This window comes from Planococcus sp. 1R117A (assembly GCF_051417975.1).
In the GTDB taxonomy this organism is placed as follows: Bacteria; Bacillota; Bacilli; order Bacillales_A; family Planococcaceae; genus Planococcus; species Planococcus shenhongbingii.
The window spans coordinates 748,954-773,568 of the sequence record NZ_JBPRLO010000001.1; the positions used below are offsets into that span (position 1 = coordinate 748,954).

Below are 24,615 nucleotides of genomic sequence, written 5' to 3' on the forward strand. Positions count from 1 at the left end.
TCCTGAAGATAACATCCTGACTTCAGTATATCTTTCAATGAGACGGATAGTAAACAAGGCGCTTATATGGCATTAACCTTCTTCGGTCTTGTTCTGCAAATAAACGAAAAAACAACAAGAGTACCGACAATTTACCAGCCTTAATTATCTGTTCATTCAATCTATTCAATCTTCAATATTGGTATATATATTACAAATAAATGTTATATTTTGTAATATATATGTTTCTTTATTTACAATAACTATCTATAATGAGTAAAAGAGCTGTTCAAAAACTCAATCCCGGATACGTATACCGCCCATTACCTGTCTGTTGCAGCCTATCCCCTATTGGTCAGGCCATAGGAATTTCTTACTTTGAATGAGGTGACCACCATCACTAGCGTTTCGACGAAAAAAATGTTTACCTATTACTTAATTCTTCATATTGCCGTTTACTATGCTTGGGTTTTTTATGGTAAAAGTGCGGAGTCTCCTCATGTGTTGGGCACTGATATTACTTCATCGTTTGCTTCAATTATTGCGGCCATCGCTCTTTTCTATGTCTATTCAAAAATCAAAGGGCCGGGAAAGTATTTCTGGCTGCTGTCTTTTTTGGGCTGCTTAAGCTATACGATCGCCGAAAGTCTCCGGTTTTATTATCAGTATTCCCTGAAAGGGGAAGTGCCGTTTCCGGGATGGCCGGACTTGTTTTATTTTCTTCAAATCCTTTTTTATATTGCCGCGTTCCTCTATTATGTCGGGCATAAAAAAAATAGCGCCGACCAAGTAAAATTCCTATTTGATATGTGCATTATCATGGCTGTCTTTATCGCCCTCAGCTGGCATTTTATCATTCAGCATATTTTTTCCGAAGACACTCTTTCTCCACTCTTGCTGACGATATCAATCGGTTATCCTGTGGGGGATCTGCTTCTCTTATTCTGCGCCATCAGTTTTTACTTTGGCAGGGACCGCTTTTTCTCCCGTCCTGTTTTAGCGTTGATATGCGGAAGTTTGGCTGCACGGATTGTAGCGGACACAGCCCTTCTCTACTATTCCGCAACGGCAGAGAATTACATCCCCGGCACCTTCTATGACCCGCTTTGGTCTCTCGGACTTTTCCTAACCGCTCTTGCTGGTTTATACGCCTTGGATGAACAACAGAAGATGCCAATCGGAATAAAGCCTTCGCTTGAAAAAAGCCCGGCTGCCGAAAAGGGGCTTTCCCTGCGTCTATTATTGCCTTATTTCAGCCTGGTTCTGCTTTTTATCGTCATGATCTTTGAACACAAAGGTGAAATGAACGGGCTGATTGCCGGAGCCGGAATCTCGGTTCTGCTGCTTATTTCAAGGCAGCTCTACACGACTTTGGAAAACCAGAAACTGCTGATCAGCTACCATCAATTGACTTCAATGCTGGAGCATAGAATCGAGCAGCGAACCTTGGAACTCAGCACAAAAAACGAACAGCTTGAAGACGTTGTTAAAAAAATGAAACATATGGCTTACCATGACGTTTTGAGCGGTTTGCCGAACCGGAGGCTGTTTCTCGACAAGCTGAAATTAGCCATGGCGAGCGCAGATCGCAATGGGCGTCAAGTAGCCGTCGTGTTTATCGATTTGGACCGCTTTAAAAATATCAATGATACCTTCGGCCACGAGTTCGGGGATTTATTGCTGAAAGGCTTTTCGCGAAAAATGACCGAAAGCCTGCGCCAGATCGACACCATTTCCAGGCAAGGCGGCGATGAGTTCACCATCATACTGAATGAACTCAACTCACGGGAAGACATTGTGCCTTTAGTGGAGCGGATTCAGTCAATTATAGACAAACCGGTAACCATCAAAGGGCAGGAATTGCATGTATCCATGAGCATCGGCATCGCAGTCTATCCCGAGGATGGGAATACTACGGATGAATTGATGAAGCACGCCGATATCGCCATGTATCATGCAAAAGAAAAAGGAGAAAACAATTATCAGTTCTTCTCCAGTGACATGAAATCGACCCTCTTGACAAAAATACAGCTTGAAAAAGACTTGCGGCAGGCCATTGCCAATGAAGAATTTGTTTTGCATTATCAGCCGCAGATCCATACCCAAACCGGCGAAGTTATCGGAATGGAAACCTTGATCCGCTGGGAAACGAGCGATGGAAATACCATATCCCCTGGAAAATTCATTCCATTGGCGGAGGAAACACGGCTGATCCTGCAAATCGATGAATGGGTGCTTTATAACGCCTGCAGGCAGGCTAAAGCTTGGCATGATGAAGGCCATCCCCATTTAAAACTGGCTGTGAACCTTTCTCCGCGGCAATTTTTGCATGATAATCTGATGGAGACGCTTCAAAGGGTACTGGAGAAAACCGGCTTTCCCGCTTCTTTGCTGGAACTTGAAATCACCGAAGGCGTCGCGGTTTTTGATGTTAAAAAAGCCATTGCACGGATGCAGGAACTAAGGGAACTCGGTATACAGATTGCCATAGATGATTTTGGCATCGGCTATTCATCGCTCATTTACCTGAAGCGCTTCCCGATCAATCACATCAAAATTGCGCAGCCGTTTATCCAGGACATGGCAACAGATCCCGATGACATGGCGCTTGTAGAAGCCATGATTTCGATTGCCCATAGCCTTGGCATGTCGGTTATCGCCGAAGGAGTGGAAACAAATGAGCAGCTTGCGTTTCTCGAGAACCTGGATTGCAATGAAGTTCAAGGTTATCTCTTCAGCCAGCCGCTGACTGTGGAGGCATTCACGGAGATGCTGGATAAAGAGAAACTTCAATCAGCAGGAGTTCTTCATCCTGGCCGTTAAAGCCGGACAAAGAGCTGAATCGAATAAATGCTGTTAAATAACCGAAAAAATCCCCTGCCAGTTTTGAGCTGCAAAACTGGCAGGGGATTTTTCTATGGATAAGCATTTCCGGATTGTTACCTTTACCTCCGGATATTCAGCTGCTTTGAAATGATCTGCATAAATTCATCGATTGACGAGGAATAGTTATTCCAATGATGATACCATTTCCGGATGGTATCGAGCAGCCAGAAAGGCATCGGGGCCCCATCGATCAGACCGTAGTATTCAGCGTGCGCTTTTTTCAAATGCTCCCATCTGAAATCGTTGCCGGCTTTGATGTATTCTGAAACGTCCAGGAGCTTCGCGCGCCCGTCTTGCAGCAGAATATTCTTCAAGTGGATGTCACGCGGATTCAGCCCGCGCTCGCGGACAAACTGCCGCGCCGCTTCCACGTCTTCAATGACCTGTTCCGGAACATGGATCCCTTGCAGCAGGCAGTCGAAGAGCGTGGGGCCTTCCTCGTATTTCAAGACAAGAAAGCGGTCACCGGCACCAAAACAATCCGAAAAATAAGGCGACGGTCCGAGTCTCTTATAAACCTCCGCTTCCGCTTCCAATTTAGCCATTTTGGTTTCCGCATAAACTTTGAACGCGTAACCGGGCGCCGACAATGACTGAAATACAGCAGCATCCGTTCCGACCCCGATGCAGCGCATGTCTTCAGACGTCCCCCGGATCGTGACCGGTTCATTGTCGGGGTTTGACGTTACTGTAATGTTGGACAGGGCATCTGCTGCCACTTGCCATGTATGCTCCATGCCATCTCTCCTCTTTGGTGCTTGCTGAAAATATGTATTTGCTCCTGTTTCAGTATAATTTAATTCTACTGGAACTGACAGCATCATGAATTATGCAGAGCCAATGGCAAGCAGCAGCACGATCAAAACCGGAATCGTTATAAGGGTCAGCAAATGCTCTTTTGATTCTTTCATATACTTCCACTGTAAAAAAGCAACAAAACTTTGCAATGCCAAGGCAAACACAATCCATAACCAGACAATCCAGCTGCTGTTTCCAGTAGTGATCAAAGAAATAGAAATTAGGACAGCAATAAAAATACTCCCCTGCCCCCATTGACCATACTTTTTCGCAGGAGTATCAGAAAGGCTGGCCTTTTTGATGCCAAGTCCTTTTCTCAAAACCATTTCCAACCCAAACAACAATGCAAAAAGCGCAATTGCCACCAGAAAAAACGCCATCGGCCTTCCCCCTTTATCCATTTCTATTCATACGGATGAAATGGTTGAAAGTTCCTAAATCAAAAAAGCGCTTCAGCCAGTGCTCGCTAAATCGCTTTTCATGCCTTTATTTTTCTTTGTTTATTTTGAGACGCTTTTATCTGATGGACGCCTTATTTCTTATGGGCCAGCCAAGTCAGCTGATTGATTGTCTTCATAACGGACGGAGATCCCTGTAATAAAGGAGCAGCAAATTTCCCTTCCACTGCCGGCTTTGCAAAGAAAACCACAGCATTTGAGCTGGTCCAAAAAACGATAGCCAGCCACACCATAGGCAGCGCCGCGAAAAACCAAATTCCCGGCTCGCTTGGGAAAAGGCCCATTCCGGTAAAAACCTTTATAAAGAAAAGGTGAAGCAGATAGACATAGGCAGTGCGCCTGCCAAGATAGGTAAAGGCAAATTCCTTTTTCGGCACCCAAGGCAGGAAAGACAGGATGCCGAGGAACATCAGCCCATAGAAAACCAGGCGGACAGCCGTGCCTTCTAATGCCGAACCGGCAATTTCTGCATAGGGCTGTCTGGCCAACAGCGCATTGCGAGCCTGTTCCAGCGAAAAGAAAGACAAAATCATCCAGCTTACCGCCATGCTGCACACCGCTGCTATTTTGGCTTTCTTTTTCTTGAACCATTCCATTTGCTCCCTTTGCAGGTAATGGCCAATCAGGAATAATGGAAAAAAGACAAAGGTTCGCGATATGCTTAAAAACTCGCCTGCCCAATCCACCCATCCGATCGCAACGCCGATGAAGAAAGCTGTCAAAATCGGGTGTTTCAGCTTGGAGAATGGAAAAAGAAGCAAGTTCCAAGCCAGCAAACTCAATAAAAACCACATGCCGAAGTTCGGCGCGAACAAGTTGGCCATCAGCTGCTCTCCGTTTTCTGCCAGGCCGTCCATCCGTAAATAGAAAATCTGGAACAGCAGATAAGGGATGAAAATACCGATGAGGAGCTTCTTGATATAGCGCTTCGGGTCACGGCAAAAATGCTTTGTAAAAAAGCCCGTAAGAAGGATAAGCGCGGGCATCCGAAAAGAAGTAAGAAAATTATTGGCAAAGAAAAGAGCCCCATTCCCTTCACGGACCGGGCTTATTAAATGGCCAAGCACGACAAGCGCCACCAGAATAAACCGGGCATTGTCAAAAAAGGGATCTCTTTGCCGCTTGCCGGCCTTCAGTTGAGTCTGAATCAAAAAAGCACCTCATTTTTCATGTGGGAATTCGAAACTCTTTCCGCCTTAAATCCACAAACGCTCCGGATGATTGGTTGTCAAAGCGATGCTTCCGTCCAACTCCTGGATTCTTTCGGCTTCCGCTTTGTGGTCGACGGTCCAGACGATAATGTCGGTTCCGTTTCCGTGCAGGCTTTCTACCATTTCGGAATCGACGTATTGATGATTGACGGACACTGCGGAAGCCCCGATTTCATTGACTTGATCAATCAGCAGCAAAGGAGAGCCGGACATCACGAGCGTACGCTTTACCTGTGCATCAAATTCCCGGCAAGTTTGCAGGCTTTTATGGTCAAACGAAATCAGATGGCATTGCTCTTGTGCTCCATATTTTTGAATGAGCACAATCACTTTTTCTTCCAGCCCCGCATATACTCCGGCGGTTTGCTTGAGTTCGATCAGCAGTTTTTTCCCGCCGCTCGTAAGTTCGAGCACTTCTTCCAGCGTCGGAACCTTTTCACCGGCAAATTCCGGGCCGAACCAGCTTCCTGCATCCAAAGCACGGATTTCAGCGGCCGTCATGTCTTTCACGTAACCGGAGCCATTGGTGGTGCGGTCGACTTTGTGGTCATGGATGACTACTGGAACGCCGTCTTTTGTCAGATGTACATCGATTTCAATGCTGTCGATTTTCGGTTCTTCAAGCGCAAGCTGGATGGCGCTCAATGTATTTTCCGGAGCTTTGCCTGACCATCCCCGGTGTGCGATAAGTTGTCCCATGAAAATTCCTCCTCTTTGATTCATTGGCGGATATCTAGTATAAAAGTTGAACTATAGAAATGATTTTTTTAAAACAACGCTTCGGACGCTTTGGGCAGGGCAAAGACTCGTGCTCCTGCACAAGCTCGTCGCTAATGAGGTGCCCAAAAGAGCTTTGGTCACCTTATTGCTCCGCCTCGCCCTTGGACGCGCCTTCGCTGGAGAGGCTTTCTATAAAGGAAATGATCACTCAGTTTGCTGGTTGCTGATTGCTTGCTTAGGTATGGAGCAAAACAGCAAAGACATCAGCAGATGGGAATTATTACTTCACTCCCGTATAAACAAAAGCGCGGATGATATGCTTTTGGGCAAAAAAGAAGATGACCAGAATCGGCAGCACCAGAAGCAGGTTCCCGGCCATCACGATATTCCAGGAAGCCCCGCCTTCCACTTGGCGCAGCATCGCGATGCCAAGCGGCAAGGTGCGGGCATTTTCACTTGTTGTCATAACCAGCGGCCAGAAATAATCGTTCCAATGGGCGATGAAGCTGAATAGAGCGAGCGTAATCAGGACCGGTTTCGCAAGCGGCAACATGATTTTGCGGATGATCTGCCATTCTGTGGCATCGTCCAGCCGGGCCGCCTCGAGCAGCTCTTCCGGCACCTGCATGAACGACTGGCGCAGCAGGAAAATACCGAACGCACTGGTCGCGAACGGAAGAATCAGCCCCCAGATGGTGTCGAGAATCCCCCAGGAACTCAAGTTCAAATACACCGGCAAGAAAATCAGCTGGCTCGGAATCATCAGGCAGATCATCGTCAGCGCGAAGAAAAAGTTCTTCAAAGGAAAGTCATAGCGCGCAAACGCGTAAGCAGCCGGAATGATGGTGGCAAATTGCAGAATCAGAATCATAAACGTCACCACGACGCTGTTGACAAAATATTTCAGGAACGGGCCGGAATTCCAGGCGTCCACAAAGTTTTGCCATTGCAGCGTTTCCGGAATCCAGACCGGCGGGAATGTCATCGTCTCCCCAAGCGTTTTGAATGCGGTACTCGCCATCCAAAGAAACGGGATGGCGAAGATGAAGAACAGCAGGATCAGCCCTAATGCATTGATGACTTTAAAAATTGGTGATGATTTCATCTATTTCCCCTCACTTTTTATCTATAATGTACTCGTTTGCTCAATACTTTAAAGTAAACAACGGTCAGCACACTCAGGATGACAAGCAAAATGACGCCGGCCGCTGAAGCATAACCGATTTTAAAGAACTGGAAGCCGTATTGATAAATATAGTAGACAAATGTATTCGTTGAATTGATGGGGCCACCGGCTGTCATCAGGTTGATGGTCTCAAACACCTGGAAAGAGTTAATGACGCCGATGATGGTCAGGAAAAACAGCGTCGGCGACAGCATCGGCACCGTGATTTTCATAAACCTTCTCCACGGCGGTGTATCGTCAAGCTCGGCCGCTTCGTACAAATCCTTCGGAATGCTTTGCAGGCCTGCGATAAAGACCAAGGTATTAAAACCGATTCCTTTCCATACCGCTACCATGATCAGTGAAGCGAGCGCATAATCCGGGCTTGTCAGCCAGGCGACCGACTCGATGCCAACCAGATTCAATGCCCAATTCAGCAAGCCATAATCCGCATCCATAATCCACATCCAAAGCATCGAAACGGATACAAGAGAAATGATATGAGGGCTGAAAATCGATGCCTGCATAAACGAGTAGACTGCTCCTGTCCGGTTCAGCCATAGCGCCAGCAGCATAGACAGGCCGATGGTCAAAGACACGGTGAAGAACGTATAGATAAATGAGTTGGAAATAACTTCACGGAAATCCCGGTCGGTCAGCAGGTGACTGAAGTTCGCAGTCCCGACAAAATCCTTTGTTGGACTGACAAAGTTCCAGTCATGGAAACTCAGATAAATCATATAGCCGATCGGATAGATGAAAAACAGGCAAAAAACGAGCACTGCCGGGGAAATCATGGCGTACGGGCGCACGTTTGCCCAGGAAAGGAAGCTTTGCCGCCCTGTTTTCTGTTCATCCATGTCCATCTGGACTTTAGCGAACGCCATTCAATACCGCCTCCTTTTTCACCGACACATTGAATTCCGTAATGGCGTTCTTTTCAGCGTCAAACGGATACAATTTCTCCAACGGAATCGTTATGAAACAGCTGCTGTGCTTTGGCAGCGGCAAGTCGAAACTGCGGATGTTCATCGTACCGAGGCTGTTTTTCACTTTATAGACCGTTTCCGCCCCCAAGGTTTCAAGCGTCAGAATCTCGCTTTCCAGTTCGATGGTATGCGGGACGCTTGCGGCTTTTATCGCAATGCCGGCATGCTCCGGACGGAACCCGATATAACTTACTTCTTCCGACACCGAATCCAGAACTCCTTTAAAGGCCTGCCGTTCAAATACGTTCATCGGCGGCTGCCCGATAAACTCGGCCGCGAACATATTCCCCGGATTCTGATAGACTTCGATCGGCGCGTCTTTTTGCTGGACGACGCCTTTGTTCAGGATGATGATTTCATCGCCCATCGACATCGCTTCGACTTGGTCGTGCGTCACGTAAACAAAAGTGGTGCCCAGTTTTTCATGCAACTGGATCAGTTCCGTCCGCATCTGCGTGCGCAGTTTAGCATCCAAGTTCGACAGCGGTTCATCGAGGATAAAGACTTTCGGCTTTTTGACCATGGCGCGCGCGAGAGCAACGCGCTGGCGCTGGCCGCCAGACAGTTTATCCGGCTTTTTGTTCAGATGCTCCGTCAAGCCGACGATTCCCGCGATTTCTTCGATCAATTGCTGCCGTTCTTTTTTCGGCACTTTGCGGTTCGCGAGGCCGAATTCGATATTGCCTTTTACGGTCATTGTCGGGTACAGCGCATAGTTCTGAAAAACCATCGCAATATCGCGCTTGCTCGGCGCCAGGTCATTGACCAGCTTGCCGTCAATCCAGATGTCCCCTTCCGTCTGCTTTTCAAAGCCCGCGAGCATCCGCAGAATAGTGGATTTCCCGCAGCCGGAAGGGCCGACCAAAACAGTGAATGAGCCATCTTTAATGGTCAATGAAATATTTTTGACGACGCGGTCTTCATTGAACGTCTTTGAAATATTATCAAGTCTGATTTCAGCCATACGTCTCTTCCTTTCCAGTTGCAATCATGGATTCTTCATTCAACATCCGGACCAAATCGACCAATTCATCAATCGATTCCACCGAAACCGACCACTCTGTCGCATCGTCATGCTTGTACTCGCTGATCAGGCAGGTATGGCCGCCTATTTTATGCACCGGGTACAGGTCATTCCATGGATGATCGCCGATGGACAGGATTTCATGCGGCTTATAGCCTTCCGCCTCTAGCTTTGCAACAAGCTCTTTGATGCCGTTCGGTTTTTTCCCGTCAAAGTAAAACTCATCGAAAACTTCATTGATTTCCAGAAAATCGACGAATTCCTGGGCTGTCGGCACCGGCGAATTGGTCATCAGAATCACGCGCTTGTTTTCAAGCTTTTTGATTTCATCAAACAGATCCGTCCGTTTGATGATGCAATAAGCTTCTGTCAGCATTTCGCTGCGTACGTCATCGAACGCTTTTTTCACCGATTCAGCCGGGATGTTCTTCCAGACAGCGATCAGCTGGGCGATTCCCCACGGGTCCCCAATATAGGAAAGTGCGCTGTCCCCATTTTCCGCGATTTCCAATTCCAGTCCGTCCCAGTCGTAGGACGTTACCGGAAGCAAGTCCTGCTGGCGGTAGAAGACCAATTTTTCCGGGTCATACATGAATCCCAGTTTGAAATGCTTGTTGCCTTCCAAAATGTCATAAGCGAGAGCCACTGTCTCTTCTATTTCAGCTTCCGGGAAGTTCCCGTTCATCATCTTGGCGATATAGCGGCCCATGAATGTATAGTCCTGATAAAGTGTTCCGTCCATGTCGAAAATCAATACGTTGATGTCTTTTAGCCATTGCACGCTGCTTTCTCCCCCATCATTTGAAAAGAAAGCACCTTTCAGTGCTTTCTTCTTCTGTTATAAAATGCTTATTTCAGTACGGCATTCGCTTTTTCAGCCGCCGTATCCAGTACTTCTTCTGTCGGGATGCTTTCATCCAGGATGCCGCGTGTCATTTCATCGATCAGGATTTTGACGACTTCCGGATAGTTTTCGGCCATTGGACGTGCGATGCCGTTTTCAAGCTGATCAACAGCTACTTTGAATTGCGGCTTTTCTTTGTACAACGTCTGCATTTTCTCGGATTCCGCAGCAGACAGACGGCTTGGCAAGTAGCCTGTGTATTCTGATGCGTAGGCTGTTTGTTCTGTAGCCGTCATGAATTTGATGAATTCCCATGCTGCCTGTTGTTTTTCTTCATCCAAGCCGCTCGTCATGACCAGGTTGGCCCCGCCAGTCGGAACTTTCGCTTCTTTTCCTTTTGGCATGAAGTAAGTTTGCAAATCAAATCCTTTTTCCTCAGCAAGCTGCAGCAGGTAGGACAAATCAGCAGTTGAAGAGAACAACATGCCGGAATGGCCATTGACAAAGTCTTGTTTCGCTTTGTCGCCCGCTTCTGTTCCTGATGATAATTTCATCGTTCCTTCATTAGACATGTTTCTCCAAAAATCAAAAGCTGCTGCGCCTTCCGGGCTGTTAAAAGCAACTTCCGTATTGTCTTCGTTCATCATAGTGCCTCCAGCCTGTGCAACATGCGCTTCATAGAACCAAATGTCGATCGGCAAAGACATGCCGACACGTCCTTCACCATTGGTAAAAGCTTTCGCGTATTCTTCGAACTCTTCCCATGTTTTCGGTCCTGCCGGATCCAATCCGACTTCTTCAGCCATTGTGGCGTTCATGTAGAGGATCGGTGTACTTCTCAAATAAGGCAGTCCATACACCTTGTCGTCCACATATGAATTCCCCATAAGTCCTGGGTTAAAGTCGTCCATATTAATTTCCTTGTCGTTTTCAATGAAAGAAGTCAGATCCTGTGTCATGCCTGATTTCGCGAAAACGCCCATTGAAGCGATTTCGTTCTGTGTCACTTCAGGTGCATTGCCGGCAGCGAATGCCGCTTGTGTCTTCGCATGCAATTCATCATAAGTTCCCTGGAATTCCGCAGTCACATGGATCTTGTCCTGGGATTCGTTAAACTGTTTCACCAGATTCTCGTTATTTTCGCCAATTTTATCTCCCCAGGCATACCAGTATGTAAGCTCAATTTTGTCGCTTGCCGCTTCCGCAGATCCTGAAGATGTATCTTTGCTTTCTTCGCTTCCGCAAGCCGCCAGTACCATAAGTGCAATTGCCATTACCAAAAACAAGCCGAGTTTTTTCATTTTCCTGCCTCCGTTTTCTTTTTTAAGGGACAGCTGCTCTAGCGCCGCGCAAAAAGACCTCAAATAGTCCTCCGGCAGCCCGGAAGGTATTTGAGGTCTCTCTTAGTGCACCCAGTTAGCTATCTACTTTTCATAATTGATTGTATCTGCCGGTTGTTAACCCAGTATGTAAAAGATGTAAAAATCACTTTAACAATTCAGCCGTTGAAAAATCTTCTGCCCACAGCGACTCATTGGATGTGCTGATGGCGAGTGCCCCGGCTTCGAGCGAAGCTTTCACATGGTCTGCAGTAGACAGCAGCCCTCCCGTGATGACCGGGATGTCCAGCTGTTCCGAATAGGAACGGATGACGCCATATAAAGTGGCAGGCATGATTTCAATAATGTCCGGCCCCGGTTTCTGCTTGTTGTCCAGAACATTGTGGTATACTTCCGAATCGATCATGAACACGCGCTGCACCACAAACAAGTTCCGCTCTTTCGCTTTTTTGATCAGTGCGGGCTTCGTCGTGACAATTCCGAACGGCTTGACGTAATTGGCGATGAAATCCAGGCCTTCGCTGTTCAACAGCAGCCCTCCGATTTTCTCGGCATGGATCAGGACCGGGATGCCTTCGTCCTGAAAGGCGTCGACATAGCGTTTGATGTTCAGGATGGAACCCATCAGAAGAAATACTGCCGCAATGTCTTCCTTATTGGCCAGCGCTTTTTCGATTCCTTTTGGGGATTTGACGGCAGCGATTTTTTTATGCCGGTGCAGCCGGCGAAGCAGTTCTTCCTTATTCCATTGGCTTTTCATCTGTTCGGCCCCTCTCGATGTTCTATTCCTTTCCTATTATAGAAGTTCGAATTCCCGCAAAACGGAAATTTTACAAACCTTAACAACTTCTTAAAAGCAGCTTATCAATCGTCTGCAATACTTGGGAAGGTAAGCGAATGAGAGGAGATGGAGACTTTGAAGATTGCAGTAATCGGCGACTTGCATTACCCGGCATTAGAGGATGGTTATGCGTTTATCGAGGAAGACCGGAAAGTGTTTTATGAAACATTTCTGGAGCGCTTTTTTTCGATTCCGGCAGATTTGTATGTATCCATTGGGGATTTGACGAATTACGGATGGAAAGAGGAACTGGAAGAAGTCTACGCCATCATCGATCAGCATCAGAAACCATTCGTCCACGTTTTAGGAAATCATGATATTTACGGGTCAACTCGCGAAGAAGTCCTTATGGTCACGAAGCAGCAGCGATTCCGCGCCTTCCGGACCGATTCCGCGGCACTCGTCTTTCTCGATACAGCAAAAGAACAGGACTTTGAAGACTGGGGCGGCACGCTTGATGCGGAACAGCTCGATTGGCTGGAAGGGGTTATTGAAGAAAGCGGAGAGCTTCCGCTGCTTGTCTTTGCCCATCATCCGGTCCATGCCACTACCACAAATTCAAATCAGGCCATGCTCAGCATCCATCCGGATATCCCGGTATGGGAACTGTTAAGCAAAAAACAAGGCTGCGGCCTTTATGTCAACGGCCACAACCACTTCAATTCCGTCGCTGAAAGAGAGCAATGGAACTTTCTGCAGATTGCGGCGGTGCTTGATGAACAGGCTGTGCGTGTCATCGAAGTGTCCGACTCGCATATCTCCATCGACACGGTCGACCTGTACGATCCCGAACTCAATAAGCACGCGCAAGTGGTCGGCGACGCCATCAATCACTTCCAGCTGAACCCGCATCCGCTTGGCACAGACAGCGATATGAAGCACCTGATTCCGCTTCCGGTTTCTGTTTCCGAGGAGCCTGAGAAAGTCTAACAGATTATGGCCATATAGAAATCCCCCGTTCGAGTTGAACGGGGGATTCTTATATTTACGGTCATTTCATCTGCTGTTCTTTCCAGTCGTGCGCCCCTCTCACCCAGCCGCCGATTGCCGCACCCATCGCTGCTGCCGGCGAATCAAATTCAATATCCTCCATGACCAGAAGCTGTTCCCCAAAAGGAATGACCCGTTTTTGAAGCATCAGTATTTCCCGGGAAATTATATACTTTTTCGGACATTTCGGCGAAGTGGTGCTGGCAAATTTGGAGCCTTGCTTGACGACAAAGCGGCTGCCTTTATAATAGCCGCTGGCATCCGCACCGCGCTTCGACTTGATGTAAAGCAGTTCCGGCTCTGGCTCTTGGACAGTTTCCAGGAACACCCCCGTAGCGAAAGGGTTGATCACTTGTTCCTGCCCGGTTTCTGCGTCCATCTCAAGGAATTGATACAATTCCCCGTAAATGTCATGGACGATTTTTTTCAAATATAACTCTTTCCCCATTTTCAATCCTCCCTCTATCAGGTCTTTATGATAGATATAGAAAGTTCCTGAAGGAAAAGAGACAACTAGGTGATTTGTTTTAGAAGTACATATAGCCAAGCATTTCCACAAAAGGAATAACAGCCAGCCCGGCAAAAAGCAGAAACAGCAATAACCCGATTCCCCACGCTTTTTTATCCATCTTCCTTCTATTTATCACCAGCACAATCAGCCAAACCGGCATCGCTATGACAATATTAAAAACACTTAACAAAATAGCCGCCTGGGCAAAAATAATGCTTTTAGTTTCTATACTGTCCCCTTGGTTAACGAGCAGCCCCAGAAGAATCACAGCAACCAGGAGCAGCAGCACGGCTGTTTGATAGGCAATCCACGTATTTTTCATTTTCCACCTCTATCGAAAGGATTTTTATTCGGACCAACATTGTCTCTATTCCAAGCTCTTTCCGAGAAATGTTCATATGTATGCAATAACTTCCGCTATCCCCGTGGAGCCCATAGCATCACGGAAACACCGACCAAGCAAATGCCCGCCCCGATCCAGTCATACAGATCGGGTGTTTTTTTATCGATTCCCCATCCCATAAAACGGAGAGGACAATGAAAATGCCGCCATAGGCAGCGAAAATCCGGCCGAATGAAGAAAAGGACTGGAAAGTCGCAATGACTTCGTATAAAGCCAGCGCTATGCCGCCGAAGATCCCCAAATACAACGGCTTTCCTTCCCGCAGCCATAGCCAGATTAAATATCCGCCGCCTATTTCAGCGAGCCCCGCGATGACAAACAAGAAAATCGTAATAATCATTGCTGATGCTTCCCCCCAGTCTGCCAGCTCTATCGGTAAACGTCTGGTCATCTGAATTTCACTCTGCTTTAATCGTAACATTTAATTCAGAAAATACTATTTCATTAAAATTTTTCAACGGTAATTGAGACCGCCACTGAAAAGCAGTTAAGCCTCCAAAGAAAATAACGCGATACGCAGTTAAATCCCTAAAATTTGTCGAAACCATGGCGGACTTTTCAGTCAATTTACAAATGACGCTTTAAACCATCACGTATTGCTGTATGCTTGGAAATTGAATGTGGTAGGATATTCTTAACAAAAAAGGAGGTGTGTGCATTGGGAAGGGATTGATGAAAATTGGTGAAGTCGCAAAATTGAGTGGTGTGTCCACGAGAACCATTGACTATTACACAAATTGCGGGCTGTTGGCTGTTGAACGGTCTGAAGCCAATTACCGGCTCTACCCTGACACTGTTCTGCACACCCTCGAACGGATTCAGTTTTTAAAAAAACAGCGCATGTCCATTGCCGAGATCCAAGAAGTTCTGAAATTAGGCGGCATGCCGGAAACAGAAAAGTTAATGGAAGATGTCATTGAAGAATTTGACTGCCTGCAGCGCAAGATTACGCGGCTGGAAGAACAATTGAAAGACGCACCCATTCAGGTGAAAGTGCAAACCAGCAAGGCGCTGGAGAATAAAATGGCGGCGATCACCGCATTGCTCACTTTGCTGTAATTAATTTTGGAGGTGAATCCCTTTTACAGGGAAGATTAGTGGATATAATTACAATACTGAATTTAGCGTTATTGGTCATATTAATCGGTCTGACCGCCTTTTTCGTCGGAGCCGAATTTGCGGTTGTCAAAATCCGCATGTCGCGCCTTGACCAACTGATAGCAGAAGGAAACAAAAAAGCGATAACGGCCAAAAAAGTAGCCGGCAACTTGGACTATTACTTGTCCGCCTGCCAGCTGGGAATCACGGTAACAGCCCTTGGACTCGGGGCGCTCGGGAAACCGACAGTCGAACGTCTGATGTATCCGATATTCGAATTCTTCGCCGTTTCCGACTCAGTGGCATCGGCGGCTTCCTACGCCATCGCGTTTTTGCTTGTCACGTATTTGCACGTCGTGGTCGGCGAGATGGCGCCGAAAACATTGGCAATCGAGTACGCCGAAAAAATGTCTTTGCTTCTCGCCCCTCCCCTTTACTGGTTCGGGAAAATCATGAAGCCATTCATCTGGGCGCTGAATGGTGCCGCCCAAGTTCTGTTGAGAGCCTTTGGCGTACAGCCGGCCGGGCAGGAACAGGCTTATTCGGAAGATGAACTGAAAATTGTCATGGCCCAAAGCCACGAAGGCGGGGCCATCAACGAAACTGAACTGTCCTATATGGAGAACGTCTTCACATTTGACGAACGCGCTGCCAAGGAAATCATGGTGCCCCGTACGGAACTGGTGACACTCGACAAGGATATGCCGCAGGAAGAAATCATCCAAGTACTGGATGAAAATAATTATACGCGCTACCCGGTTACAGAAGATGGCGACAAAGACCGCATCATCGGTTTTGTCAGCGCCAAAAAGATGCTCCCCCATATCGTGGCCGGCCGGCACTGGCAGCTTGCGGATTTTGTCCGGGAATTGCCGACGGTTTTTGAACAAACTGGCCTCCAGAACGCTCTTTTGAGAATGCAGCATGCCCATGTCCATATCGCCGTAGTGGCCGATGAATACGGCGGCACCGCGGGGATGATTACTTTGGAAGACATCCTGGAAGAAATTGTCGGCGAAATCCGCGACGAATTTGATGCCGATGAACAGCCGGATATCAGCCAAGTCAGTGAAGACCAGTACTTGATCAATGGACGGGTCTTGCTGAAAGATCTGGAGGAGCGTTTCGGCTTAATCTTTGATGAAAGCGAAGACATCGACACCATCGGCGGCTGGATTCATTACAGAAGCATGGGTGAAGTCCAACCCGGCGATACGCTCAGCAAAGACAACACCTTATGGACCGTCACCGAAATGGACCACCAGCAGATCAAGCAGGTCATGTTCCATCAGGAACTCTCTTAAGTTTGGAAACAGCTTATAAATGGAATGAATTAATAATTGGAGGTGAATCCCTCATTGCGAGGGAACCATATTGGATGGACAAATAACAATCAACTTACTGCTCATCGTATTGATGATTCTCGCGACCGCGTTCTTCGTCGGTGCCGAGTTCGCCATCTTGAAGGTGCGCATGTCCAGGATCGACCAACTGATTATAGAAGGCAATAAAAAAGCAGTACGTGCCAAAGAAGTGGCAAACGAACTTGATTACTATTTGTCAGCCTGCCAGATCGGCATTACCATAACGGCCCTGATACTCGGGGCATTAGGGGAACCGACAGTAGAACGCCTGCTGCATCCGGCATTTGAGTACTTTGCGGTGCCGGAAGCTTTGGCTACTGCCCTCTCTTACGCAATCGCTCTAGGAATTGTGACATTCTTGCACGTGGTCATCGGAGAACTGGCGCCGAAAACTTTAGCGATTCAGTTTGCTGAACGGATGACTTTGCTGCTCGCTCCTCCGCTTTACTGGTTCGGAAAAATCATGAATCCGTTTATCTGGCTGATGAACGGGTCTGCCCGTTTGTTATTAAAACTTTTCAAAGTCGAGCCATCAGGACATGAGGAAGCCCATTCGGAAGAAGAACTGAAGCTCATCATGGCGGAAAGCTACAAAAGCGGCGAGATCAACCAAACCGAATTGACGTATTTAAAGAACATTTTCGCGTTTGATGACCGCATTGTCAAAAACATCATGATTCCGCGCGATCAAATGGTGACGGTTGATCAAGGACTGTCACGCATGGAATTTTTTGAAGCACTGGATGAGCACGAATACACACGCTACCCGGTCACTGAAGGCGGCAACAAAGACCGCATTCTCGGCTTTATCAATACGAAAGAGCTGCTGACCAGCATGGCTGCCGGAAGAACACAGGAGCCGGAGTCGTTCATCCACAAAATGACGAGTTTCCCGGAAACCACACCGATCCAGAAAGTCCTGACGAAAATGCAGCAAAGCCGGATTCACATGGCAGTTGTAACAGGCAAAGACGGCAGCACTGTTGGACTCGTTACGATGGAAGATATTTTAGAGGAAATCGTCGGTGAAATCAGCGATGAATCCATCAGCATTGACCCTGCTTAAAATCTATTTTTATACACTAAAAAGAAGAGATTGCCGATTGGCAGCCTCTTCTTTTTTGCTTTCTATCTTATGTTCCATCTTCACTTCAAGTTTCCAATTGCAAAGGCTTAATTTCTTTCAGCTCTTTAATAGCTATCCCTTTCCAATGGAATATTACTAAATTCCGATTCGTTGAAAATATCCTCAAATAGAATCACAGCGTATACCCTTTTTATCTCTGGATTGAAATCAAATCGGAATTCTGACAGATCTACTCCAGACCATACTGGCTAATTTTCTTATACAGGCTGACGCGGGAAATCCCGAGCAGTTTGGCCGCTGCGCTTTTATTTCCATAGGTTTCCAACAAGGCGTCCGCAATGCGCTGTTTTTCCAAATGGTCCTTTTCCTGTGCCAGACCGCCTGGCCTCGGTTCAACTCTTTCCTTTAGATGCGGCATGATTTGCCGGAGGTCTTCAGGCTGGATGGTCGGCGCATCGATCAGAATGACCATGCGCTCTGCAACATTCCGCAGTTCACGGATATTTCCAGGCCAATGATAGCTTTTGCACATTTCCAGCGCTTCTTCCGACAGAACCGGAGGCTCTTGGTGATAGTTATATGCGAACTCCTGGATGAACGTCTTCATTAGAACTGGAATATCCTCTGACCGTTTACGAAGCGGTGGAATGTTCAAGGTGACGACGTTCAGCCGGTAATACAAATCTTCCCGGAACTGCCCTTCCCTCACCATCTCCTCCAAATCGCTGTTTGTCGCTGCAACAATCCGGATATCGACGTTCATCGGTGCATGGCCGCCTATCCGGTACACTTCCCGTTCCTGTAGAACCCGCAGCAATTTGACCTGCATATCAAGTGGCAGCATGCCGATTTCATCCAGAAATAAAGTTCCTCCGTCAGCTTTTTCGACTTTCCCTGCTTTGCCGTTCTTATCCGCTCCGGTAAAAGAACCTTTTTCATAGCCGAAAAATTCACTTTCGAAAAGGGCTTCCGGAATAGCGCCGCAATTGATCGGGATAAAAGGTTCGCCGCTTCGGCTGCTTGCTTCGTGGATGCCTTGTGCAAAAAGTTCCTTGCCCACTCCGCTTTCCCCTTGTATCAATACGGTGGCATTTGTTTTGGCTACTTTGAGGGTCAGGGTTTTCACTGTCTGCAATGCCGCACTATGCCCTTTGACGTTGGATAACGGACCGTTCTGCGCCTTTAAATTATATTGCTGTTTTATTTTCTGTAGTTCCGTTGTCGTCAACGACAATTTCTCATTCAGTTCCACGATATTTGAAATGTCCTGGTCGATGGCAATGGCGCCGACAAGCTTTCCTTCGGAGTCAAAAATCGGGGCAGAACTGATTCGGACATGCTTGTCCGGTTTCGGCTGATGATAGATATTGAAAACTGGTTCTTGCAACTCCAAGATTTCCAGGATCTTCAGGTCCTCTTTTTCAAAAAAGTCATTTATCTTCTGGCCTAAAATTTCGCTGATGGGAATGCCGTATAACTTTTCCGCTTGTCTGCTCCAGTACTGTACTTCCCCTGCTGCATTGACAATGGAGACAGCTTCGGAGCTGATACTCAGCAGAGCCTTCAAATAAAAGGATTCGTCTTTTCTTACTTTTTCAGTCAATCGGTTCACCTGCACTTTGTAAATTAATTAGTAAAATACAGTTTACACTTTTGTAAAGATAATGTACACACGATATAACAGAGTATTCTTTAAACCTTATGTCTCTGCATGTTTTAAAAGTTGGCACGGTTCTTGCTTATTTATAAAAATGTAAGCATTTACATTTCAGAGGAGGTAACCGAATGATTGTTTCCGAACAACTGATTCAAACAATAGATGCCCATACCATGGGTGAAGCAGCCCGCATTGTCATCGGCGGTATCCCGGAAATCCATGGTGACACCATGATGCAGAAAAAACAGTATATGCACAAGCATATGGATTCCATCCGAAAACTTTTAATGCATGAGCCAAGAGGCCACTTGAATATGTTCGGCGCAGTATTGACAGAACCGTGCAGCAGCGGCTGTGATTTAGGGCTCCTGTTCATGGATTCCGGCGGTTACTTGAATATGTGCGGCCATGGCACCATTGCGGCAGTGACAGTAGCTATTGATAATGGAATCACGGAGAAAAAAGATAAGCTGCTGCTGGACACGGCCGCCGGCATTGTCACTTGCTTTGTCAGCTATGAAAATGGCCGGGTTAAAGAAGTTTCTTTCATCAATGTCCCTTCCTTTTTGCTGATGAAGGACGTTAGTGTCGAAGTGGAGGGAATCGGTCCGGTCCGGATGGATATCGCTTTTGGCGGAAGCTTCTTTTCGATCGTAGATGCGGCACAGTTCAGCCTTCAGCTGACAATCGACGAACAAGATCAAATCACCCGCCTCGGAGTCGCCATACGCAACGCGGCAAATGAACAGCTGACCATTACTCATCCGGAAATCCCCGAGATTACAACCGTAGACTTGGTGGAATTCAGTTTGAAGCGCGGAAAGAATCATTACAAGAACACAGTGGTTTTCGGAGATGGCCAGCTCGACCGTTCCCCTTGCGGAACCGGCACGTGTGCCAAACTGGCTACTTTGCCGCTAGGGAAAAACGAAGAAATCATCCAGGAAAGCATTATCGGCTCCACATTCAGGGGAGCGATCATGGCAGACGCACAAGTCGGCGATTACAAAGCGATCATCCCTAAAATTACCGGCTCTGCCTGGGTAACCGGCAGGCACCAGTTTTCTTTGGACAAAACAGACCCTTTTACAGAAGGTTTTCTATTAAAATAAACGGAGGCTGAAAAAATGAATGCAACGAAGAATTTCTTTATCATGTTATCGCAAAACAGAGCATTGAACAGTGCAGCAAAACGCTGGGGCTTGAAACTTGGAGCCCAGTCGGTCGTTGCCGGCACAACAATTGACGAAATGGTGGAGAGCATCCGCAAATTGAATGCAGAAGGAATTTCCGCAACCATTGATAACCTCGGAGAATTCGTCTTTGAAAAAGAAGAAGCGCTCCAGGCGAAAGAACAGATTCTTGAAGTGATCAAAGCCATTCACCATTATCAACTGGACGCCCATATTTCATTGAAACCAAGTCAGCTCGGATTGGACATCGATTACGCTTTCTGCCTGGAGAATCTGCGCGAAATTGTAGCAAAATCTCATGAGTACGGCATTTTCGTCAATTTCGATATGGAAGACCATTCGCATCTGCAGCCGTCATTCGACATTCTTGAAGAACTTTACCGGGACTATGACAACATCGGGACGGTCATCCAAGCGTACTTCTTCCGCGCGGAAGAAGACTTGGACAAGTACAACGATTACCGGCTCCGCATCGTTAAAGGCGCCTATAAAGAACCCGCGGAACTTGCTTATCAGGAAAAAGCGGAAATTGACGCCAATTACATCAAGCTGATTGAATCTCATCTGCTAGATGGAAAATTCACTTCGATTGCGACGCATGACCATCACGTCATCAACCATGTCGTGAAGTTCGTAAAAGAACATAATATCCCGAACAGCAAGTTCGAATTCCAGATGCTGTACGGCTTCCGCAAAGACCTGCAGTTGGAGCTGGCAAGAAAAGGATATCATTTCTGTACATACGTGCCTTTTGGCAATGACTGGTATGGCTACTTCATGCGCCGGTTGGCAGAACGCCCGCAGAATTTAAACCTGGTCGCCAAACAAGCGTTCAATAAAAAAACCAACACCCTGATCGGCATGGGAATGGGCATGTTCCTGCTTGGCCGTTTAAGCAAAGGATCGACAAAAGGATAACCAAAGCTCCATATTACACATACAAGGGGGAAGGTTAAGATGGAATCAGTTAAATTCAGTCAGATTTTCGCAATCGGATTTATGTTATTCGCCATGTTCCTCGGTGCAGGGAACGTCATTTTCGCTCCGATGGTTGGCCAGCAGGCAGGAACCAACACGTGGATTGCCATGGCAGGATTTTTGGTAACCGGCGTCGGGCTCGTGCTGCTTGCTATCATCGCATTGACACGCGGAGGGGGGACCGTGGAAAAACTGGCTTCGCGTGTTCACCCGGTTTTCGCCATCGTCTTTTCTGTCTTGCTGTTTCTGACGCTGGGGCCGATTTACGTTATCCCGCGGACAACTTCCGTGGTCTATGAAATCGCGGTCTTTCCGCTATTGCCCGACAGCACGAATACTGCCCTGTTCCTGTTCGTTTTCTCATTGCTTTTCATCATTCTGACGGTCATCTTGTCGTGGAACACGACAAAATTCGTCGACCGGCTCGGAAAAATCATCACGCCAATATTCGGGGTACTGTTGGTTGTATTGATTGCGAAATCGCTGATTACGCCGATGGGCGGATTCGGCAAGCCGCTTGGCGAATATGTAACCGCAAGCGGCGCTTTCCTGGAAGGCTTCACACAAGGCTATTACACGATGGATGTACTTGCCGCTTTCGTCTTCGGCGGCATTTTCATCAAGTCGATCGGTGCCATCGGCATCAAGTCACCGAAGATGGTTTCAAAAGTATTCATCCAAGCTGGCATTATTACCATCATAGGCCTTGTCCTGCTGCAGGTGTCAATGGCCTGGCTCGGCGCAACAAGTCTTGATCAGATCGGCTATAAAGAAAATGGCGGCGAAGTGCTCGCGCAAAGCGCGGTTGTGCTGTTCGGCCAACTCGGCATCTTCATTATCGGTACCGTCATTTTCCTGACAGGCATCACGACCAATGTCGCTTGCCTGTCAGCGGTCGCTGAATATTTTGAACGCCTGATGCCATCTATTTCGTATAAAAAATGGCTGATCGTTTTTTCATTGATGGGACTTATTATTACGAATTTTGGCCTAACAACGATTCTAACGATGGCTTCCCCGGTCCTGCTGCTGCTGTATCCGCTGGCCATCGCCTTGATCGTTCTGATCTTTGCGAACAACCTGTTTAAAGGCCGCCGTTCCGTCTATGTCGGGACCATGATCGGCGTCGGCATCATCGCGGTACTGGATGCTTTGAAGGAAGCAGGCATTGCACCTGATGCCATTAACCAGGCATTCGGCTTTATCCCGCTGTTTGAAAACGGGGCCGGCTGGATTGCCACCGGCGCTGTCGGGTTTGCCGTCGGATTCCTGATTGCAAAAATGCGTCAGGAAGACAGCGAATTGATACCGGCTACGACAAGCGAAAACGTAAACTTAAACTAATTGTAATTGTTTAATAGATATGCAAAGGCCCACCGATTTGTTTCAAATCGGTGGGCCTTTTTAAATTCCTGTAACGTCATGCTTTTTTAGCTTCTGCCTTTTTCTCTATAACGATAATTTTCTGTTCAATTTCTATGCTTTGTCCCTTTTCAGAAACTACAAACTCCTGCCTCAACCCTTTAAATGTCGAATAACACATAACCAGCATCAAAATAGCTAAAGGAATGGCTGTTGCTACAAGTGCTGATTGAAGGCCGGACAAGCCGCCAGTCATGATAAGTACCATGGAGATTGCTGCAATGACAACTCCCCAAATAATTTTAGTCATATGGGAGGGGTTGGGATTTCCATTCTCACTGATCATACCCAACACGAAAACTGCCGAGTTTGCTGAGGTAATGAAGAAAATAAGTACAAGTACCATCGCTAGAACACTCAAAAATACACTCATCGGGAAGTACTCAAAAAACTTGAATAGAGCGGATGTTACATCAGTTGATACAGCTGTTGCGAGCTCGGTATTCCCCATGTTCTGGATAATATGAATGGCTGAACCGCCCATAACGGCAAACCAGAAGAAAGACCCCAGAACAGGTATAAAGATTGCTCCCATCATGAATTCTTTAATCGTTCTGCCTTTGGAAATTCTGGCTACAAAGCTGCCGACAAGCGGAGACCATGCAATCCACCAGCCAAAATAAAACAATGTCCAATTGGCAATCCAAGAACCGTCGCTATAGGGTTCTGTCCGGAAAGACATATAAAGAAAGTTTTGAGCATAATCGCCGACTCCCTGGAAAAAAATCTTGAATATAGTTTGAGTCGGTCCAAGAAATAGAACGAATCCCAATAAAGCAAATGCCAGCAGCATATTCAGATTGGATAAATGTTTCATTCCTCCTTGAAGCCCTGAAATGGTAGAGGCAATGTAAATACCGGAAACAACCAAAATAATAATGGCTTGGGTACTGATATTCACCGGTATGCCCCATAAGAAGTTCATCCCGCTATTGACTTGCAGCGTACCGAAACCAAGTGACGTGGCAATGCCGATCACAACTGAAAGAATAACGATAATATCAATCGCTTTCCCGAAAGAACCTTTGATTTTGTCTCCAAGCAATGGATAAAAAACAGAACTTAATGAAAACGGAAGATTCTTTCTGTAATGGAAGAATGCCAAAGACACTCCTACAAGAGCATAACAAGCCCAAGCAGATACGCCCCAATGCAGATAAACAAACTGCATGGCGAGTTTTGCTGACTCTTCAGAAGACCCTTTTCCAAATGGAGGATCAGTATAGTAGGAAACGGGTTCTGCAACACCCCAGAAAACAAGACTGATTCCGATGGAGGCGCTGAACAGCATGGCAATCCAAGTGGCTGTTTTATACTCAGGGCGATCAGAATCTTTGCCTAAACGAATATGGCCGAATTTTGAAAGCCCAATATACATGCAAAATGCAAAGAAGATAAATACACTTCCAAGAATGAACCAACCCAAATTATTATAGATAAAACTTAATGACGAAGCAGAAAATTGCTCTAATTGGTCCGGCATAAAAACACCGATACTTATTAACAGTAGACTAAGGGCTAAAGAGACATAAAATACAGTCTTTTTTCCATTCATCAAATCTCTCCTTATAAATCAAATTATTATTTTTATAAGTTATCTACAACAAAGAAAACTGTAAGCGCTTTCCTCTTTTTGTGAAAAATTTGATTTTATTAT

22 protein-coding genes and 1 pseudogene are annotated in these 24,615 nt (G+C 46.7%); 8 read left to right on the plus strand and 15 right to left on the minus strand.

Annotated features, from left to right (window positions below):
- The first annotated feature begins 366 nt into the window (after positions 1-366).
- On the plus strand, positions 367-2,802 hold the full coding sequence (locus ACSFXN_RS03465) for a DUF4084 domain-containing protein (RefSeq protein WP_437149153.1): 2,436 nt from the start codon (positions 367-369) through the stop codon (positions 2,800-2,802).
- 122 nt (positions 2,803-2,924) lie between these two features.
- Here the strand turns inward: ACSFXN_RS03465 and ACSFXN_RS03470 are convergent, their stop codons facing one another.
- From ACSFXN_RS03470 to ACSFXN_RS03515, 10 genes are all read right to left on the minus strand, one after another.
- Positions 2,925-3,602 (minus strand): serine/threonine protein kinase, encoded by a 678-nt coding sequence (locus tag ACSFXN_RS03470; RefSeq protein ID WP_437148795.1) that lies wholly within the window; start codon positions 3,600-3,602, stop codon positions 2,925-2,927.
- 90 nt (positions 3,603-3,692) lie between these two features.
- Positions 3,693-4,043 carry a DUF4181 domain-containing protein gene (locus ACSFXN_RS03475; RefSeq protein ID WP_437148796.1) on the minus strand — a complete coding sequence of 117 codons (351 nt, stop codon included), beginning with the start codon at positions 4,041-4,043 and terminating at the stop codon, positions 3,693-3,695.
- 152 nt (positions 4,044-4,195) lie between these two features.
- Positions 4,196-5,272 (minus strand): acyltransferase family protein, encoded by a 1,077-nt coding sequence (locus ACSFXN_RS03480; RefSeq protein ID WP_437148797.1) that lies wholly within the window; start codon positions 5,270-5,272, stop codon positions 4,196-4,198.
- Positions 5,273-5,317: 45 nt separating this feature from the next.
- Positions 5,318-6,031 (minus strand): glycerophosphodiester phosphodiesterase, encoded by a 714-nt coding sequence (locus tag ACSFXN_RS03485; protein ID WP_437148798.1) that lies wholly within the window; start codon positions 6,029-6,031, stop codon positions 5,318-5,320.
- A gap of 301 nt (positions 6,032-6,332) precedes the next feature.
- Positions 6,333-7,157 (minus strand): carbohydrate ABC transporter permease, encoded by an 825-nt coding sequence (locus tag ACSFXN_RS03490; protein ID WP_300990486.1) that lies wholly within the window; start codon positions 7,155-7,157, stop codon positions 6,333-6,335.
- A gap of 17 nt (positions 7,158-7,174) precedes the next feature.
- On the minus strand, positions 7,175-8,104 hold the full coding sequence (locus ACSFXN_RS03495; protein ID WP_437148799.1) for a carbohydrate ABC transporter permease: 930 nt from the start codon (positions 8,102-8,104) through the stop codon (positions 7,175-7,177).
- Positions 8,091-9,170 carry an ABC transporter ATP-binding protein gene (locus tag ACSFXN_RS03500; protein WP_437148800.1) on the minus strand — a complete coding sequence of 360 codons (1,080 nt, stop codon included), beginning with the start codon at positions 9,168-9,170 and terminating at the stop codon, positions 8,091-8,093. Before ACSFXN_RS03500 ends, ACSFXN_RS03495 begins: the two co-directional genes overlap by 14 nt.
- Positions 9,163-10,011: an HAD family hydrolase gene (locus ACSFXN_RS03505; protein ID WP_437148801.1), complete on the minus strand. Its 849-nt coding sequence runs from the start codon at positions 10,009-10,011 to the stop codon at positions 9,163-9,165. The genes ACSFXN_RS03500 and ACSFXN_RS03505 overlap by 8 nt, the downstream gene beginning before the upstream one ends.
- A gap of 68 nt (positions 10,012-10,079) precedes the next feature.
- Positions 10,080-11,375: an extracellular solute-binding protein gene (locus tag ACSFXN_RS03510; protein ID WP_437148802.1), complete on the minus strand. Its 1,296-nt coding sequence runs from the start codon at positions 11,373-11,375 to the stop codon at positions 10,080-10,082.
- Positions 11,376-11,559: 184 nt separating this feature from the next.
- Positions 11,560-12,174 carry a glycerol-3-phosphate responsive antiterminator gene (locus ACSFXN_RS03515; protein WP_437148803.1) on the minus strand — a complete coding sequence of 205 codons (615 nt, stop codon included), beginning with the start codon at positions 12,172-12,174 and terminating at the stop codon, positions 11,560-11,562.
- 156 nt (positions 12,175-12,330) lie between these two features.
- Here ACSFXN_RS03515 and ACSFXN_RS03520 point away from each other — a divergent pair, with 156 nt between their 5' ends.
- Positions 12,331-13,185 carry a metallophosphoesterase family protein gene (locus ACSFXN_RS03520; RefSeq protein WP_437148804.1) on the plus strand — a complete coding sequence of 285 codons (855 nt, stop codon included), beginning with the start codon at positions 12,331-12,333 and terminating at the stop codon, positions 13,183-13,185.
- A 61-nt stretch (positions 13,186-13,246) separates the two neighbouring features.
- On the opposite strand, the gene ACSFXN_RS03525 is transcribed toward ACSFXN_RS03520, so the two are convergent.
- The 3 genes and pseudogenes from ACSFXN_RS03525 to ACSFXN_RS03535 all read right to left on the minus strand — a co-directional run bounded on the left by ACSFXN_RS03525 (position 13,247) and on the right by ACSFXN_RS03535 (position 14,499).
- The gene (locus ACSFXN_RS03525) at positions 13,247-13,693 is read right to left on the minus strand and encodes a methionine sulfoxide reductase (RefSeq protein ID WP_437148805.1); all 447 of its coding nucleotides are present in this window, start codon (positions 13,691-13,693) and stop codon (positions 13,247-13,249) included.
- Between the two features lie 79 nt (positions 13,694-13,772).
- Entirely contained in the window at positions 13,773-14,078 is a 306-nt protein-coding gene (locus ACSFXN_RS03530; protein WP_437148806.1) for a hypothetical protein, read from the minus strand.
- 95 nt (positions 14,079-14,173) lie between these two features.
- Positions 14,174-14,499, minus strand: a pseudogene (locus ACSFXN_RS03535) (YnfA family protein).
- A 332-nt stretch (positions 14,500-14,831) separates the two neighbouring features.
- Between ACSFXN_RS03535 and ACSFXN_RS03540 the strand changes: the two are divergent.
- The 3 genes from ACSFXN_RS03540 to ACSFXN_RS03550 all read left to right on the plus strand — a co-directional run bounded on the left by ACSFXN_RS03540 (position 14,832) and on the right by ACSFXN_RS03550 (position 17,687).
- Positions 14,832-15,218, plus strand: a complete 387-nt coding sequence (locus ACSFXN_RS03540) for a MerR family transcriptional regulator (protein ID WP_437148807.1) — start codon at positions 14,832-14,834, stop codon at positions 15,216-15,218.
- 38 nt (positions 15,219-15,256) lie between these two features.
- Positions 15,257-16,561 carry a hemolysin family protein gene (locus ACSFXN_RS03545; RefSeq protein WP_437148808.1) on the plus strand — a complete coding sequence of 435 codons (1,305 nt, stop codon included), beginning with the start codon at positions 15,257-15,259 and terminating at the stop codon, positions 16,559-16,561.
- Between the two features lie 70 nt (positions 16,562-16,631).
- Positions 16,632-17,687 carry a hemolysin family protein gene (locus ACSFXN_RS03550; RefSeq protein WP_437148809.1) on the plus strand — a complete coding sequence of 352 codons (1,056 nt, stop codon included), beginning with the start codon at positions 16,632-16,634 and terminating at the stop codon, positions 17,685-17,687.
- A 250-nt stretch (positions 17,688-17,937) separates the two neighbouring features.
- Here the strand turns inward: ACSFXN_RS03550 and ACSFXN_RS03555 are convergent, their stop codons facing one another.
- Positions 17,938-19,311 (minus strand): sigma-54 interaction domain-containing protein, encoded by a 1,374-nt coding sequence (locus tag ACSFXN_RS03555; RefSeq protein ID WP_437148810.1) that lies wholly within the window; start codon positions 19,309-19,311, stop codon positions 17,938-17,940.
- A gap of 182 nt (positions 19,312-19,493) precedes the next feature.
- On the opposite strand from ACSFXN_RS03555, the gene ACSFXN_RS03560 reads away from it, so the two are divergent.
- Genes ACSFXN_RS03560 through brnQ form a run of 3 tightly spaced genes read left to right on the plus strand, consistent with a single transcriptional unit; the run spans position 19,494 to position 22,880 of the window.
- Positions 19,494-20,477, plus strand: a complete 984-nt coding sequence (locus ACSFXN_RS03560; protein ID WP_437148811.1) for a proline racemase family protein — start codon at positions 19,494-19,496, stop codon at positions 20,475-20,477.
- Positions 20,478-20,492: 15 nt separating this feature from the next.
- Complete coding sequence (locus tag ACSFXN_RS03565) at positions 20,493-21,476, plus strand: proline dehydrogenase family protein (RefSeq protein WP_437148812.1); 984 nt, start codon at positions 20,493-20,495, stop codon at positions 21,474-21,476.
- A gap of 39 nt (positions 21,477-21,515) precedes the next feature.
- Positions 21,516-22,880 carry a branched-chain amino acid transport system II carrier protein gene (brnQ, locus tag ACSFXN_RS03570; protein ID WP_437148813.1) on the plus strand — a complete coding sequence of 455 codons (1,365 nt, stop codon included), beginning with the start codon at positions 21,516-21,518 and terminating at the stop codon, positions 22,878-22,880.
- A 76-nt stretch (positions 22,881-22,956) separates the two neighbouring features.
- Here brnQ and ACSFXN_RS03575 read toward each other — a convergent pair whose 3' ends face one another.
- The gene (locus ACSFXN_RS03575) at positions 22,957-24,513 is read right to left on the minus strand and encodes a BCCT family transporter (protein ID WP_437148814.1); all 1,557 of its coding nucleotides are present in this window, start codon (positions 24,511-24,513) and stop codon (positions 22,957-22,959) included.
- Positions 24,514-24,615 lie beyond the last annotated feature (102 nt).